Raw genomic sequence first — 15,072 nt, 5'->3', positions numbered from 1 at the left:
CAATTACGTGTGTTAAACGCGGCAGCCGTGAAAAAGTTCCAATAAAAAACCCGGCTTGCGCCGGGTTTTTTGATAGGAAAAAACAGGATCGCCTTAGGCGGCTTCGTCCTGCGAATCGTCTTCTTCAATCGCCTTGCCGCGCTTCGGACCCTTGTTGAGATTGGTCTCGACGAGGCGGACGGCTTCGGTTTCCGACATCTTGTTGACAGCGGCGATTTCGCGCGCCATGCGGTCGAGCGCAGCCTCATAAAGCTGGCGCTCGGAATAGGACTGTTCAGGCTGGTTTTCGGCACGATAGAGATCGCGCACGACTTCAGCGATGGAAATCAGGTCGCCGGAATTGATCTTGGCATCATATTCCTGGGCGCGGCGGGACCACATGGTGCGCTTGACGCGGGCCTTGCCCTGCACGACCTTCAATGCACGCTCGACGAAATCCGTTTCCGAAAGCTTGCGCATGCCGATGCTCATCGCCTTCGCGACCGGAACCTTCAGCCGCATCTTGTCCTTTTCGAAATCGATAACGAAAAGTTCGAGCTTCATGCCGGCAACTTCTTGCTCTTCGATAGCGGTGATGGTACCGACGCCGTGAGCGGGGTAGACGATCGATTCACCGGTCTTGAAGCCATGGCGTGCTGTGGAAGGCTTTTTCTGCTGAGTCGTCATTCTATTCAAAAACTCCCTGTTACGCTTCCGGCGGCGGCCGGAGCCGGGTCAGTCAGGCCCGGGTGAGACGGTAGAATCCGTCGGGTGACTTCACTCTGGTCCCATCGGGCAAAAGCAAAGAACTTCTTGCGCACGATCTTGGGACCCGGCGCTCAAAGCGTTGATATGTCACGGAAACCGCGTACGGATTTGGTTTTGCTTTCGTGATGGTTTTGGGCATGCGTCATGCCACAAATGGAACAGTAGACGAAACCTATCATAAAAATATGAGGAAATCAATAATTTGCTTCGCTTGAGTCATGCGGGCAACACATGTCACCCATATTCCTCACGCAGCTTTTAAAACGTTTTACCCCACGGCCGCCCCAATCCGGCGGCCGATTATGGCCGCCATCTCAATCGCCGGAACCGGGTTTTTCCGAGAAATACTTCTCGAACTTTCCGGTCTCGCCATCCATCTCCTTGGCCTCCGGCAACGGATCCTTCTTCACCGTGATATTCGGCCAGATGGTGGCATATTCGGTGTTGATCTTCAGCCATTTGTCGAGGCCCGGCTCGGTATCCGGCTTGATCGCCTCGGCGGGACATTCAGGTTCGCAGACGCCGCAATCGATGCATTCGTCGGGATGGATGACGAGGAAATTCTCGCCCTCGTAGAAGCAGTCGACGGGGCAGACTTCCACGCAATCGGTGTATTTGCACTTGATGCAATTGTCGGTCACGACATAGGTCATGAAGAACTCCAGGATTCCATGCTGATGGGGGCCGGGCAACCTGGAACGTCGCGCCTATCCCCGTGCCGGAGGAAAAGCGTGGGCAGGCTTGGGAGGCAAGCACGCTTCCGGCAGGTTGTCAGTGACGTATCGGCTTTAACGCCGGATTTCAAGGATAAACGATCTGCAAAAGCCGCCGCCGCGGGCAGAGTTTTCTAATCCTCGTCCGACATCAGCCTGTCGATTGCGCGTCGTTCCTTTTTGGTCGGACGGCCGGTGCCGGTCGCCCGGATCGCCTGCTCGAAGGGGGTGAGGCGTTTTGCCTCATCGGGCGGCGGCGACAGGTCCTCGTAGAGCAGCCGGGCCTCCTCATAAGGCCCCCGCCGCTCGCCGACGAGGCGGATGACGAGAACGACGTCGCGCCGCTCCAGCGTCAGCTCGATGCGGTCACCCGGCTTGACCATCTGGCTTGGATGATTGCAGCGCTCGCCGTTGACGCGCACATGGCCCGATTGGACATGGCTCTGCGCCAGCGAGCGTGACTTCACCATGCGCGCGAAGAACAGCCACTTGTCGATGCGCTGGCGCGAACCGCTTGTCGGCTGTGTCTCCCCGCTCATGATTACTTCTTCATCTGCTCCTTGAGAGCCGCGAGCTTGGCGAAAGGTGAATCCGGATCGATCGGCTTCTCCTTGCGCGGCGGCTTGGCCTCGAAGCGCAGCGGCTGCGAACCGCCGCGGTTGTTGTTGCGATCGTTGCGGTCATTGCGCTCGCCGCGATCCTTGCGGTCCTGCCGGTCGCCGCGCGGCTGGTCGCCTCGCGGCTGGTTGTTGCGGTCGCCTCTTGCCTGCTGCGGCCGGCCGCCATCGCGGCTGCCGCCGTCCTTGCCGCGGTTTTGGCGATTATTGTCGCGGCCTTCGCCGCCGCGATTGCCTTCGCCGCCTTCACCGCCGCCCGGCCGGCGATTGCGGTCGCCGCGTTCCTGGTTCTGACCGCGCTCCTGGCCCTGGCCGCCACGGCGTTCGCCATGCCCGCCGCGCGCCTGGCGCTGATTGTCGTTGCGGCCGCCGAGACGCCACAGAAGAACCGGCTTCGGTTCCACCGGCTCGCCGGCCTCCTCGGAAGCCGACACCGCTTCCTCAGCGGATGCTGCTTCCTCAGGCGCAGACGCCGCTTCAATGGGAGCAGAAGCTTCATCAGGAGCAGATGTCTCGACCGCTTCATCAGGAGCGGCGGTTTCCACCGCTTCCGCCACCGGCGTGTCGACATCAGCCGAAGCCGCCTCGGTCGCAGATGGCTCGGCGGCAGTGTCTTCCGTCGCGCCGTCGGCATCGTCGTGATCGGCTTTTTCGGCCGTCTCGTCGGCAGGCGTTTCCGTCGTCGTTGCCGGCACTGAGGCCGCATCCTGCGTCGCAAGATGTGCAGATGCCTCTTCCGCCTTCACGGCATCGGCGCGATAGCCGAGGCCCTTGAGGATTTCTTCCATGTCCTCGAGCGTCGCCCCGAGGATCGACAGCATCGCCGTCGTCGTCGTGAAGCGGCGGCCGTCATAGGCGCCCTCCGGGCGGTTGCTCTGACCGGGCTTCCATTGCAGCAGCGGCCGGATGATATCGGCAAGCCGTTCGAGGATGTCGATGCGCACGGCACGCTTGCCGAGGAATCGGAAGCCGGCGAGCTTGTAGAACATTCGCTCGAAACTCGGGTCGGTGACGACCGAGGTGCGGCCGGCGGCAAGCACCGGAATGAGATCGCCGTAGCCCGGCTTGTCCAAACCGTCGTTCTTCAGCACCCAGAGCAGCGTGATGAGCTCGGCCGGCGCCGGCTTCAGAAGTGCCGGAACGAAAATATGGTAAGCGCCGAAACGCACGCCGTAGCGGCGCATCGAGGCGCGGGCCTCCTGGTCGAGCGACTTGACCTCCTCGGTCACGTCGCGGCGGAACAGCACGCCGAGATTCTCGACGAGCTGGAAGGCCAGCCCCTTGGCCAGTCCCTGCAGATCCTCGGCGCGCGACAGATCATCGAGCGGCTTCAGCACCGTGCTGATATGATGATTGACGAAGCGTTCGACACGGGCGGCGACATGATCGCGGGCATTGCCCGTCAACTGTTCGTCGGCCAGCAGAATCACCCGCGGACGCATGATGTGATCGCTGCCCGAAAGCCGCGCCACCGGGTCGCCGATCCAACGGATCAACCCATCCGAACCGATCGCCAGGTCGCTGTTGCCAGCGGCATGGATTCGCGCCGCACGGGCCTCGAATTCGAGCGCGAGCGCTTTTTGCGACGCAGCCTGAACCGCCTTGGCATCCGGTCCGTCCGTTCCCGCCACCGGCGTGAAACGGAATCCGCTCAATTGCCCTACATGATGTCCTTCAACGAAGACATCGCCATTCACACTGATTTCAGCTTCCAGCATCGCATTCTCTCTCAGGCGCTTCATGAGCACAGATGTCCTGCGATCAACAAAGCGTTTCGTCAACCTTTCATGTAACGCGTCGGACAATCGATCTTCGATTTCCCGCGTCTTTTCCTGCCAGTGTGTCGGATCGGCAAGCCAACCAGGCCGATTCGAAACATAGGTCCAGGTTCTTATCTGCGCGATTCGCGCCGAAAGCGTGTCAATTTCCCCATCTGTCCGATCAGAGCGATGAACCTGTTCCGCGAGAAACTGCTCGTTCACCGTGCCATAGCGCACGAGATCGGAAAAGAGGGTCGAGATAAGATCGGCATGTTGTGCCGGGGTGATACGCCGATAGTCGGGAAGGGCGCAAGCCTCCCAGAGTTTTTCGACCCGGGCCGGCCTGTCGGCAAGGTTGATCACCTCGGGATAACGCGAAAGCTGTTCCAGCGCCTGCTGGTCGACCGCAGGCAGCGCCCGCGTCAACCCCGCCACGCGCGGTCCCGCCTCGAGGCTGGCGCGCAGCGATTGGATCGAGGAGAAGTCCATCTCGGTGGTGCGCCACTGCAAAACCTTGACGTTGTCGAATTGGTGGCTCTCGATGCGCTGCACCAGTTCCTCGTCGAAGGGCGAAACCTGCCCGGTGACGCCGAAGGTACCGTCGCGGACGTGCCGCCCGGCGCGCCCGGCGATCTGGCCGAGTTCGCCCGGATTGAGATTGCGGAACTGGTAGCCGTCGAATTTCCGGTCCTGGGCGAAGGCGACGTGGTCGACATCGAGGTTGAGGCCCATGCCGATCGCATCGGTCGCCACCAGATATTCGACATCGCCCGCCTGATAAAGCGCCACCTGCGCATTGCGGGTGCGCGGGCTGAGCGCACCGAGCACGACAGCCGCGCCGCCGCGCTGCCGGCGGATGAGCTCGGCGATGGCATAGACCTCGTCGGCCGAGAAGGCGACGATGGCCGAGCGCTGCGGCAGCCGGGTGATCTTCTTCTGCCCGGCATAGAAAAGATGCGAAAGCCGCGGCCGCTCGACGATCGTGATGCCGGGCAGGAGCTGCTGCAGGATCGGCTGCATCGTCGCCGCTCCGAGCAGCAGCGTTTCCTCGCGGCCGCGAAGATGCAGGATGCGGTCGGTGAAGATATGGCCGCGCTCGAGATCGCCGGCGAGCTGCACCTCGTCGATTGCGACGAAGGCGGCCTTGGTCTCACGCGGCATCGCCTCGACGGTGCAGACCGAAAAACGCGCATTGGGCGGCGAAATCTTTTCCTCGCCGGTGACCAGCGCCACATTCTGCGCGCCGACCTTCTCCACCACCCGCGTATAGACCTCGCGCGCCAGCAGCCTGAGCGGCAGGCCGATCACGCCGGTCCCGTGCGCGACCATGCGCTCGATGGCATAATGGGTCTTACCGGTATTGGTCGGCCCGAGCACCGCGGTCACACCGCGCCCGCTCAGAATCATCGGCTGCGAAGTCAGAGTCATGGTCCATGCAAATGAGGCGGGCAGCCCCCGGGAAAACAGTGCTTCCGCGACGGAAGCCAGAGAACACATGGACAGCCGCCGCCGCAAACGCAAGGGCAGATTTCAAAATGCTGCCGGGATTACGACCTTTGCGAGTCACGCGGAACGCCCGCATCTGCGATTCGGAACAGCGTGAGAACGAATCAGCGACGAATCGCTGACTCCCGATGATTCAGCTTTTGTTCACGGCTAAGTATTGATTTTGAATCACTTTTTCCCACTAGATGCTGAATCGTCAGACTCCCTCCGCTTGGCATTTTCGTCGCCGCCATCTGCGAATCCGGCAAGCGACGCACAATCGAAAATTGCGCCCGAAATTAACCTCTCGACCAAAGCCGGAACGAATCGGCGACGAATCGCTGACCGCATCGTTTTCGCCTTTCGTTCACGGCCACATCTGGTGGCGAAATTCGGTCCATGCGCTAAATGCGGATCGCCTCCCGTCTTGCCCGTTCCGCCTTGCCGCATCGGCATTAATCTTTCGGAAGCCGGATTCATATCCCGTTAAGCCGGGATGGTCACTGGCGGCGCGCCGATCAAATACGGAACGAATCGCTGACGAATCGGCGACATCGGGACCTTCTCGCTTTGTTCACCGCAACATATTGTATTTAAACGACTTTTTAACCATACGGGCAGGTTTCCGATAGGGCGGGGGTCCGGGCGCGTCACATTTCCTGGCTTAACCGGGAACAAAAATCGCCAATGCGTGTTTCTGGTCCATTCAAATTGCGGATGAAATGAAGGAAACACACCATGCTTGGCACAATACTTCTTGTTATCCTCATTCTGCTCTTGATCGGAGCCTTGCCGAATTGGGGTTATAGCCGTGGCTGGGGCTATGGACCTTCTGGCGGTTTGGGGCTAGTTCTCGTGATTATCATTATCCTTGTACTCATGGGCCGCATCTAAAGGCCAACAAACCTGGGGAGTTACGACATGATGAAGAAGATTGTTCTTATTGGTGCGCTCGTCGGCGCTCTGGCATCCTGCACAGCGACCGAGCAAGGCACGGCGATCGGCGCCGGCACCGGTGCGGTCATCGGCGGTGTGGTCACCAACAGCTGGGGTGGTGCCGCCGTCGGCGCCGTTGCCGGCGGTCTGACCGGCGCTCTCATCGGTCAGTCGGTCGAGCGCCGCGGCTACTGCGTCTATCGCGACCGCTACGGCCGCCGCTACGAGGCTCGTTGCCGCTAATCGGCAAGAAGCATATCGGACTTCCCAACGGGCGCTTCGGCGCCCGTTTTTCTTTGATGCCCCGGCTCCGTCAACGCGGCGTTGACGATCGGTCGCCAAAGCCAAACCTACCAGCCTTCATCAGGCAGGCGCATATTTCCTTCATGAGCGCAGTGGGTAGGCGAAGCCGCCCGGCGCATCTGAAAGGAACGCTTCCATGGGTCAGATTTTCCTGAATTCCGCCGTCGCCATTCTCATCGGCCTGGCTTTCCTGACAACCGCGATCTCAGCGCTTCGCGGCGAGGATCGCTCGCCGCAGCGCGTGCCGGTCAAGATTCCGCCACGGCGTCACCAAAAGGCCGGCGACCGTTCCTGATGCCCGCACGGAGAGCATCCATACAAAAAGCGATAGCGCGTCCCGCGGGACGCGCTATCGCTTTCAAGTCGATTCCGATTATCGGGCAGGTTAGACGAAGAACTGCCCGCCATTGGCGGTCAGCGTGGAACCGGTGATGAAGCCGGCATCGTCGGAGGCGAGGAAGGTAACGCAGCGCGCGATTTCCTCAGGCTCGCCGAGACGCCCGACGGGAATCTGCGGAATGATACGTTCGTTCAGCACCTTCTCCGGCACGGCAAGCACCATCTCGGTTCCGATGTAACCGGGGCAGATGGCGTTGACGGTGATGTTCTTGGCCGCCCCTTCCTGGGCCAGCGCCTTAGTGAAGCCCAGATCGCCGGCCTTGGCCGCCGAATAGTTCGCCTGACCCATCTGGCCCTTCTGGCCGTTGATCGACGAGATATTGACGATGCGGCCGAAGCTGCGGTCGCGCATGCCGGTCCAGACCTGATGCGTCATGTTGAACAGGCCGGTGAGGTTGGTATTGATCACCTCGTGCCATTGCTGCGGCGTCATCTTGTGGAACATCGCGTCGCGGGTGATGCCGGCATTGTTGACGAGCACTTCGACCGGCCCGATCTCACTCTCGATCCGGGCGATCCCCTCGCCGCAGGCGGCGTAATCCGAAACATCCCATTTGAATACCGGCACGCCGGTGGCGTCGTGGAAGGCTTTGGCCTTCTCGTCGTTGCCGGCATAATTGGCGGCAACCCTGTAACCGGCGGTTTTCAGCGCCACGGATATGGCCGCACCAATGCCGCGCGTACCCCCGGTAACCACAGCCACTCTGCTCATGTTCCGCTCCCCTTTTGTTTTCGCCCGCCGTGGCGGGATTTTTCAATCAATGACGGATCGTATGCTGTTTAAAGTGCTTCGAAGCACATGGCGACACCCATGCCACCACCGATGCAAAGCGTAGCCAGGCCCTTCTTGGCGCCGCGGCGCTTCATTTCGAACAACAGCGTGTTGAGGACGCGCGCGCCGGAAGCGCCGATCGGATGGCCGATTGCGATCGCCCCGCCGTTGACGTTGACGATCGCCGGATCCCAACCGAGATCCTTGGTGACGGCGCAGGCCTGCGCCGCAAAAGCCTCGTTGGCTTCGACGAGATCGAGATCGCCGACCGACCAGCCGGCCCTTTCGAGCGCCTTGCGGGATGCCGGGATCGGGCCGGTCCCCATGATCTGCGGATCGACGCCCGCCGTTGCCCAGGAAGCGATTCGGGCGAGCGGCTGGATGCCGCGCCGGACGGCCTCTGCTTCGCTCATCAGCACCGCGGCGGCGGCGCCGTCGTTGAGGCCTGAAGCATTCGCGGCCGTCACCGTGCCCTCCTTATCGAAGGCCGGGCGCAGCTTGCCCATCGCCTCCAGCGTGGCGCCATGGCGGATATATTCGTCGGCATCGACCGTAACGTCGCCCTTACGCGTCTGGATGATGTAGGGGATGATCTCGTCGGCAAAGCGGCCGGCCTTCTGCGCAGCCTCGGCCTTGTTCTGCGAGGCGACGGCGAACTGATCCTGCTCGTCGCGCGAAAGCTGCCACTGACGGGCGATATTCTCGGCGGTGATGCCCATGTGGTAGCCATGGAAGGCATCGGTCAGGCCGTCCTTGATCATCGTGTCGACCATCTTGGCATCGCCCATCTTGACGCCGCCGCGCAAATGCATGGCATGCGGCGCCATCGACATGGATTCCTGGCCGCCGGCAACGATGATCTTGGCGTCGCCGGTAGCGATCTGCTGCATGCCGAGCGCGACGGCGCGCAGACCGGAACCGCAGAGCTGGTTGACGCCCCAGGCCGTCGCCTCCTTCGGAATGCCGGCTTTTATCGCCGCCTGGCGCGCCGGGTTCTGGCCCTCGCCGGCAGAGAGCACCTGACCGAGGATCACCTCATCCACTTCGCCGGCATCGACGCCGGCGCGCGCGAGCGCACCCTTGATGACGGCCGCGCCGAGCTCATGCGCGGGAACCGTTGCGAAAGCGCCGTTGAACGAGCCGACGGCCGTTCGACCTGCACTGGCGATGACGATGGATGAACTGCTCATGGTGACGCTCCTCGTTTTCGTCTCACTTACATAAGAGGAAACTGGCAAAGCTTGGAGCGCAAGTCAAACGCGAAGACCGGTCACGGTCATTTTTCGGCACGAACGCGAAAGCCCGAATTCATCTGCTCTGTGAAAGGTTTGCCGCATCGCACAAAGAGATTGTCACCGGCCTTCTTTTGCGTTTACAGTCTGAAGTGGAGGAATATCCATAATTCAGACGGGGGTCCAGGAGACTGATATGGCGAAGCATGAGGGTCAGATAGTCATCAAGAAATACGCCAATCGCCGGCTATACAATACGGGCACCAGCACCTACGTCACGCTGGAAGACCTGGCGGAGATGGTGAAGAAGGGCGAGGAATTTACCGTCCAGGATGCAAAAAGCGGAGATGACATCACTCATTCGGTGCTGACCCAGATCATCTTCGAGCAGGAATCGAAGACCGGCAACACGCTTCTCCCGATCTCCTTCCTGCGCCAGCTCATCACCTATTACGGCGACCAGATGCAGATGGTCGTGCCGAGCTTTCTCGAACATTCGATGCGCGCCTTCAGCGAACAGCAGTCCCAGATGCGCGAGCAGGTGAACCGCGCCTTCGGCGAAACACCGCTCGGTAAGAACCTGCAACTGCCGATGCAGATGGTCGAGGACCAGGTTCGCCGCAACACCGAGCTGTTTCAGCAGGCGATGCAGATGTTCTCGCCCTTCATGACGCCGCCGGCCAAGGAAAGCCGCAAGGCCGAGGCCAAGGATATCGATGAGTTGAAGGAACAGCTCCGCGCCCTTCAGAACAAACTCGACAACCTATAATCCGATCGAGACATCCCGCCCGGCGCTCCGGATCGACACGGCAAACCCGCCGATCACATCGATCAGAGCGATCGTCATCAAAATGAAGAAGACCTGCGTCGCAGCATCCCGGACGAGCAGAAACTCGACCAGGAAGGCGATGAAAACCAGCATCGACAATATGTGGTTGATGAGGTTGCCGGGACCCGTTCTGGTCGCTTTCAGGATTTCGAAGAACAGCACGACAAGCGCTATGACGATGAAGAGATCGCCGAGCGCCATGCTCCAGATGGCGCCTGATATCATCGACAATACGATGACGTCATGCTGCAGCGCCGGAATACCGCCCTCGCCCATCAGGCCGAGCATCGCCAGATTGTAGAGAACGAACGGGATAATCATCAGCGGCATTGCGGCTATCATCGGCAATCTCCTTAGAGCATGATGCCGAAAAGTGTGCGCGGTTTTCGGGCGACATCATGCTCTAACTCTTTAATTGAGAACAGGATTCAGATTTTAGGCCAACCGGGCCTAAAATCATCCTGTTCTAGCGACTGGAAGAATACTGCCGCAAAGCATTGCCCCACCGCAAGACATTGCAAATATTATATCGCCGAATATGAAAAGGCCGGCGTGACGCCGGCCTTAAAACTTTCGATCGGACAAGCCGAATCGGAAATTATGCGCTTTCCTTCGGCGTCAGAACCTGGCGGCCGCGATACATGCCAGTCTTCAGGTCGATGTGATGCGGGCGGCGCAGTTCGCCGGAGTTCTTGTCTTCGACATAGGTCGGAGCCTTCAGCGCATCAGCCGAACGGCGCATGCCGCGCTTGGACGGGCTTGTTTTTCTCTTCGGTACAGCCATTTCTCTTACTCCACTTGCGGGCAAAACATTCCCACGGCCAGACTGGCGGCCGAAACGGACATGTCGCGATTTCGGAAATTTTGCGCGCTTATACATGCAAGGGGCGGGCTTGACCAGTCCCCATGCATATTTTTTGACACGCCGACGATTCCCGCCTCGGACTTCGTCTTCCGGCACGACCCAAGGCTCGGCGCGCGCCGCCTCTTCCCATTTGCGCCAGGCCGGATGCGCCTTCATGGTCTGCATATAGGCGAGCGTATCGCTTCGGTCGACCAGATCATAGATCTCGAACCGGTTGACGACGGGCGCAAACATCGCATCCGCGGCCCCGAACGCGCCGAAGAGAAACGGCCCGCCGGATTGCTGCAGGAGATCCCGCCAGATCGTCTCGATGCGGCTGATATCGGTATCGACACCATCCGGCAGCGCGATCCTTGCCTTCGGCCGGCGGATATTCATCGGGCAAGCGCTGCGCAGAGCCCGGAAGCTCGAGAGCATTTCCATCGAAACCGAGCGGGCGAGCGCCCTGTGGGCGCGATCGGCAGGCAGAAGACCGGCGTCCGGATAAAGCTCGGCGGCATATTCGATGATCGCCAGCGATTCCCAGATCTTCAACGCGCCATGCTGCAGAAGCGGCACCCGCCCGGTCGGAGATACGGCCTTGATATTGGGATTGCCGGCCGCGTCGTCGAAGGGGATCAGGACCTCCTCGAAATCGATGCCGACGCCCGTCAGCGCCATCCAGGGCCGGAAAGACCAGGAGGAATAGTTTTTGTTGGCGATATAGAGCGTCAGCCTATCCATGGGCTTCTCCCGTTCAGGTGTCGAAATGGAAAATCAGCACTTCGTGGAAATGGTTCATGTCCTCGAAGACGCAGAATGCCGGTGGCGTCAGCTCGAAAACAGGGGCCTTGCGGCGGATATCCTCGGCAACGTGATCAAGCATCGCCTGCCAGCGCGGCAAGGCTTCGTCCTCCAGCCGCTCGATCGCATAGGCAAAGGTCATGTGAAACTTGTAGTCGTCATGGTTCGGCTGGCGGTAGCCGAGGAGATCGGCAAAGGCGTCGCGCCAGGCGCGCATGACCTTACGGTCGTTCTCCGTCGCCCCGTCGAGGAGCAGGCCTGACGGGCGCGCTTCGACCACGGCGACATGGAAGGGGTCAGCCATCGAAAAACCTTCGAGCCGCGCCGCCATCAGTTCGGTCATGTCGCCGATCGGCGTCTCGATCGGAAGATCGCCCGGCCAGCAATCTTGCCGGCGCCTGGTCTCGATGACGCCTTCGAAAAGCGTCATGTGAAGGCTTGATATCGGCGTGAAGAGGAACTGCTGGACCTCCGGCATCGCCAGATATTTCTCCCGTGCCTCGATCAGCACCGTCTGCGTCCGCGATCCCTTCTCGGCATGGCAGACGATGGTGTTGCCGGCCTCGGGCAAAAAGCCGCCAACCTTGTGATAACGGCTGCCGAGATGGGTGGGCGGGTTCGGATTGTGCGTCTTCGAATAGAGGAGAAGCTCGGGAGAAAACATCGTAGCGGTCATGGGCGACTCGAGGGTTCTGATTGGACTGCACCGCCCATATGGCAGAACCAAGAATGTCAGATGACGCCTGGTCCTTCTAACGAGAAGTTCTGATCTCACTCATAGATGCATTTGATGTAATCGCCGGAACCCTGTGCCCGTCTCTCGATTACGCCGGCAAGCCGGCGAAGGCCGCGGCCTGGTTTGCCGGCATTGCGGTCGATCGGGTTCGGCAGCGACACAGAAAGCAGCGATGCCTGGCGCCGCGTCAGCTTCGAGGCCGGCACCTTGAAATGATGCTGCGCCGCCGCCTCGATGCCGTAAATGCCCGGACCCCATTCGGCGATGTTGAGATAGATTTCCATCAGCCGTCGTTTCGACAGGACGAAATCCGTGGAGACGGCCAGCGGAAGCTCCATCGCCTTGCGCACGAAGGAACGGCTGTTCCAGAGAAAGAGGTTCTTCGCCGTCTGCATCGGGATGGTGCTGCCGCCGCGCGTTGCCTGGCCCTTCAGTGTATCTTCGACCAGCATGCGCATTTCCGCCCAGTCGACACCGCCGTGAAAGCAATATTGCCCGTCTTCGGACATCATCACCGACTGCACCAGAACCGGGGCGATCTCGTCAAGCGACACCCATCTGCGGTCATAGCCGCGCAGCAGTACGAGATCGCGCAGCATCAGCGTCGAGACCGGGTGAATGAAAGGCAGCACGTACAAAAAGATCAGCGCGTAAGGAAGGATCACCAGCGCCAGCACGGCAAGCACGATGCGTTTCAACACGCGCCGGTCTCCGAACCATTGCCGACGAGCCGGCATGTCGGCGATGTCCTCTCTCTCCGGCGCTATATCCAATGTCCCCAACCCGATTTCGCTCCTGTCGTTCTCATAACGCCTGTAGGCCGCTTATGCCAGAGTGCGTGGCGAATCTTGCCGCGCCATCGACAATTCCGTTGCAAGCCCGGGGGCGCTCATGCCAAACAGCGCCCATGGATGCGAACCGGGACACTTTCGAGACGAGGCTGAAGAACAACGCCGGCGAGATCGAGGCGCTGCTCGATGCATTGCTTTTACCGAACGCCCTTTCCGACGAAATCGCCAGGCCCGAGACGCTGCGTAGCGCCATGCACTATGCCGTGCTGAACGGCGGCAAGCGGCTGCGCCCGTTCCTGGTGGTCGAAAGCGCCGCCCTTCTCGGCGGCGATGACGAGGCCGCACGCCGCGTCGGCGCCGCACTCGAATGCGTCCACTGTTATTCGCTCGTCCATGACGATCTGCCCGCCATGGACGATGATGATCTCCGCCGCGGCAAACCGACGGTTCATATCAAGTTCGATGAAGCCACCGCGATCCTCGCAGGCGACAGCCTGCTGACCTACGCCTTCGACATCATCGCCGCGCCGGAAACGGCGCTTGCTGATACCAGCAAGGCCCCGCTGGTGCTGGCGCTTGCCCGCGCCGCCGGTCTCGGCGGCATGGCCGGCGGCCAGGCGCTCGATCTCGCGGCGGAAAAACAGGCGCCGGACGAGGCCGGTATTATCCGCCTGCAGGCGATGAAAACCGGCGCGCTGATCCGCTTCGCCTGCGAAGCCGGCGCCCTCATCGCGGCAAGCCCGCCGGAAGATCGGCGCCGCCTGCGCGCCTTCGGCGAAAAGATCGGCCTTGCCTTCCAGCTCGCCGACGACATTCTCGACCTGACCTCGGATGCCGCGACCATGGGCAAGGCGACCGGCAAGGATGCGGCCCGCGGCAAGGGAACGCTCGTGGCGCTGCATGGCATCGAATGGGCCGAGGAGCAGCTCCGCCAGCATGTCCGCGATGCCGAGGCGCTGCTTGCCCCCTACGGCGCCCGCGCCTCGACCCTGATCGCCGCAGCGCATTTCATCGCCGACCGGAAGAGCTGAAGCGTCACTCAGGCTGCCAGTATTTCCTTGAGAGCGGAAACCAGACGGGTGCACTCCTCGTTCGTGCCGATGCTGATGCGCAGGAAATCCGAAATACGCGGCTTGGCGAAATGCCGAACGAGAACACCTCGCTCCCGCAGAGCGGCTTGCAGGGCGGCACCCGACCGGCTTTCATGCCGTGCGAAAACGAAATTCGCCTGAGACGGCAGCACTTCGAATTCCAGCGCTTCGAGGTCCCGGACGAGACCGTCTCGGCTGGCGATGAGCTTCGTCCGGCATGCCTCGAACCACGCCTCGTCCTTGATCGCCGCCGTTGCGGCAACCTGCGCCAGGCGATCGAGCGGATAGGAATTGAAGCTGTCCTTGACGCGCACCAGCGCCTCGATCAGCTCCCGCTGCCCGAGCGCGAAGCCGACGCGCAGGCCGGCGAAGGAGCGGGATTTCGACAGGGTCTGAACGACAAGCAGGTTGGGATATTTGGAAATGAGCGGGATGGCACTGTCACCGCCGAAATCGACATAGGCCTCGTCGATCACCACGACCGCGTCCGGATGGGCGGCGACAAGCGCCTCTATGTCGGCAAGCGGCAGGCCGATGCCGGTCGGCGCATTCGGATTGGGGATGATGATCGCCCCGCACGGCCTGTCGTAATCCGCCAGCCGGATCTGGAACGTATCATCGACCGGCACTTCGATCGCTTCGATGTCGTATAGCAGGCTATAAGTCGGATAGAAGCTGTAGCTTATGTCGGGATAGAGAAGCGGCAGCTCATGTTTCAGCAGCGCCTGAAACGCATGGGCGAGGACCTCGTCTGAGCCGTTGCCGACGAAGACTTCATCCGCCGTCAGGCCGTGACGGGCAGCGATCGTCTCGCGCAATTCCGTCGCCGCCGGATCGGGATAGAGCCGCAGACGATCATCCGCCGCTTGGCCGATCGCTTCCAGCGCCGCTGGAGACGGGCCGTAGGGGTTCTCGTTGGTGTTGAGCTTGACCAGACCGGGGATACGGGGTTGCTCCCCGGCGACATAGGGTCGGAGCTTGCTGACGATATCAGACCAGTAGCGGCTCATGCG

At 61.0% G+C, this 15,072-nt stretch carries 16 protein-coding genes and 1 pseudogene; 5 read left to right on the top strand and 12 right to left on the bottom strand.

Annotated elements, in window-relative coordinates; translation table 11 throughout:
• Positions 1–93: 93 nt before the first annotated feature.
• The 4 genes from FHX14_RS04300 to FHX14_RS04285 all read right to left on the bottom strand — a co-directional run bounded on the left by FHX14_RS04300 (position 94) and on the right by FHX14_RS04285 (position 5,265).
• Positions 94–666, bottom strand: coding sequence for a CarD family transcriptional regulator (locus FHX14_RS04300; protein ID WP_003543775.1), 573 nt, complete (start codon positions 664–666; stop codon positions 94–96).
• Between the two features lie 395 nt (positions 667–1,061).
• Positions 1,062–1,400: a ferredoxin FdxA gene (gene fdxA, locus FHX14_RS04295; protein WP_003567552.1), complete on the bottom strand. Its 339-nt coding sequence runs from the start codon at positions 1,398–1,400 to the stop codon at positions 1,062–1,064.
• 194 nt (positions 1,401–1,594) lie between these two features.
• Complete coding sequence (locus FHX14_RS04290; protein ID WP_054182351.1) at positions 1,595–1,999, bottom strand: RNA-binding S4 domain-containing protein; 405 nt, start codon at positions 1,997–1,999, stop codon at positions 1,595–1,597.
• Between the two features lie 2 nt (positions 2,000–2,001).
• Entirely contained in the window at positions 2,002–5,265 is a 3,264-nt protein-coding gene (locus tag FHX14_RS04285; protein WP_184376404.1) for a helicase-related protein, read from the bottom strand.
• 795 nt (positions 5,266–6,060) lie between these two features.
• Here FHX14_RS04285 and FHX14_RS04280 point away from each other — a divergent pair.
• The 3 genes from FHX14_RS04280 (at position 6,061) to FHX14_RS04270 (ending at position 6,856) form a co-directional block, all read left to right on the top strand.
• Positions 6,061–6,216: a DUF3309 family protein gene (locus FHX14_RS04280; protein WP_003543790.1), complete on the top strand. Its 156-nt coding sequence runs from the start codon at positions 6,061–6,063 to the stop codon at positions 6,214–6,216.
• A 27-nt stretch (positions 6,217–6,243) separates the two neighbouring features.
• Entirely contained in the window at positions 6,244–6,501 is a 258-nt protein-coding gene (locus FHX14_RS04275) for a YMGG-like glycine zipper-containing protein (RefSeq protein ID WP_003589657.1), read from the top strand.
• Positions 6,502–6,697: 196 nt separating this feature from the next.
• The gene (locus FHX14_RS04270) at positions 6,698–6,856 is read left to right on the top strand and encodes a hypothetical protein (RefSeq protein WP_003589655.1); all 159 of its coding nucleotides are present in this window, start codon (positions 6,698–6,700) and stop codon (positions 6,854–6,856) included.
• Positions 6,857–6,946: 90 nt separating this feature from the next.
• Here the strand turns inward: FHX14_RS04270 and FHX14_RS04265 are convergent, their stop codons facing one another.
• Positions 6,947–7,672 (bottom strand): beta-ketoacyl-ACP reductase, encoded by a 726-nt coding sequence (locus FHX14_RS04265; protein WP_003589654.1) that lies wholly within the window; start codon positions 7,670–7,672, stop codon positions 6,947–6,949.
• A gap of 68 nt (positions 7,673–7,740) precedes the next feature.
• Positions 7,741–8,922 (bottom strand): acetyl-CoA C-acetyltransferase, encoded by a 1,182-nt coding sequence (locus FHX14_RS04260; protein WP_184376403.1) that lies wholly within the window; start codon positions 8,920–8,922, stop codon positions 7,741–7,743.
• A gap of 238 nt (positions 8,923–9,160) precedes the next feature.
• Here FHX14_RS04260 and phaR point away from each other — a divergent pair, with 238 nt between their 5' ends.
• Positions 9,161–9,733, top strand: a complete 573-nt coding sequence (gene phaR / locus FHX14_RS04255; protein ID WP_003583046.1) for a polyhydroxyalkanoate synthesis repressor PhaR — start codon at positions 9,161–9,163, stop codon at positions 9,731–9,733.
• Here phaR and FHX14_RS04250 read toward each other — a convergent pair.
• From FHX14_RS04250 to mtgA, 5 genes and pseudogenes are all read right to left on the bottom strand, one after another.
• Positions 9,728–10,135 carry a hypothetical protein gene (locus tag FHX14_RS04250; RefSeq protein WP_003589652.1) on the bottom strand — a complete coding sequence of 136 codons (408 nt, stop codon included), beginning with the start codon at positions 10,133–10,135 and terminating at the stop codon, positions 9,728–9,730. The two genes, phaR and FHX14_RS04250, sit on opposite strands and share 6 nt — an antisense overlap.
• Positions 10,136–10,391: 256 nt before the next feature.
• Complete coding sequence (gene rpmF, locus FHX14_RS32980) at positions 10,392–10,577, bottom strand: 50S ribosomal protein L32 (RefSeq protein WP_003543812.1); 186 nt, start codon at positions 10,575–10,577, stop codon at positions 10,392–10,394.
• 159 nt (positions 10,578–10,736) lie between these two features.
• Positions 10,737–11,381 (bottom strand): annotated as a pseudogene (locus tag FHX14_RS04245) (glutathione S-transferase family protein); the annotation flags it as partial.
• Between the two features lie 13 nt (positions 11,382–11,394).
• Positions 11,395–12,117 (bottom strand): DUF1868 domain-containing protein, encoded by a 723-nt coding sequence (locus FHX14_RS04240; RefSeq protein ID WP_012559317.1) that lies wholly within the window; start codon positions 12,115–12,117, stop codon positions 11,395–11,397.
• 95 nt (positions 12,118–12,212) lie between these two features.
• Positions 12,213–12,950 (bottom strand): monofunctional biosynthetic peptidoglycan transglycosylase, encoded by a 738-nt coding sequence (gene mtgA, locus FHX14_RS04235; protein ID WP_184376538.1) that lies wholly within the window; start codon positions 12,948–12,950, stop codon positions 12,213–12,215.
• 134 nt (positions 12,951–13,084) lie between these two features.
• Between mtgA and FHX14_RS04230 the strand changes: the two genes are divergently transcribed.
• Positions 13,085–13,999, top strand: a complete 915-nt coding sequence (locus FHX14_RS04230) for a polyprenyl synthetase family protein (RefSeq protein ID WP_184376401.1) — start codon at positions 13,085–13,087, stop codon at positions 13,997–13,999.
• A gap of 8 nt (positions 14,000–14,007) precedes the next feature.
• Here FHX14_RS04230 and hisC read toward each other — a convergent pair whose 3' ends face one another.
• Positions 14,008–15,069, bottom strand: coding sequence for a histidinol-phosphate transaminase (gene hisC, locus FHX14_RS04225; RefSeq protein WP_184376400.1), 1,062 nt, complete (start codon positions 15,067–15,069; stop codon positions 14,008–14,010).
• Positions 15,070–15,072 lie beyond the last annotated feature (3 nt).

This window comes from Rhizobium sp. BK619, assembly GCF_014195245.1.
GTDB classification, from domain to species: Bacteria; Pseudomonadota; Alphaproteobacteria; order Rhizobiales; family Rhizobiaceae; genus Rhizobium; species Rhizobium acidisoli.
Note: the sequence above shows the minus strand (reverse complement) of the source record. Positions and strands in the feature narration are given on the sequence as shown.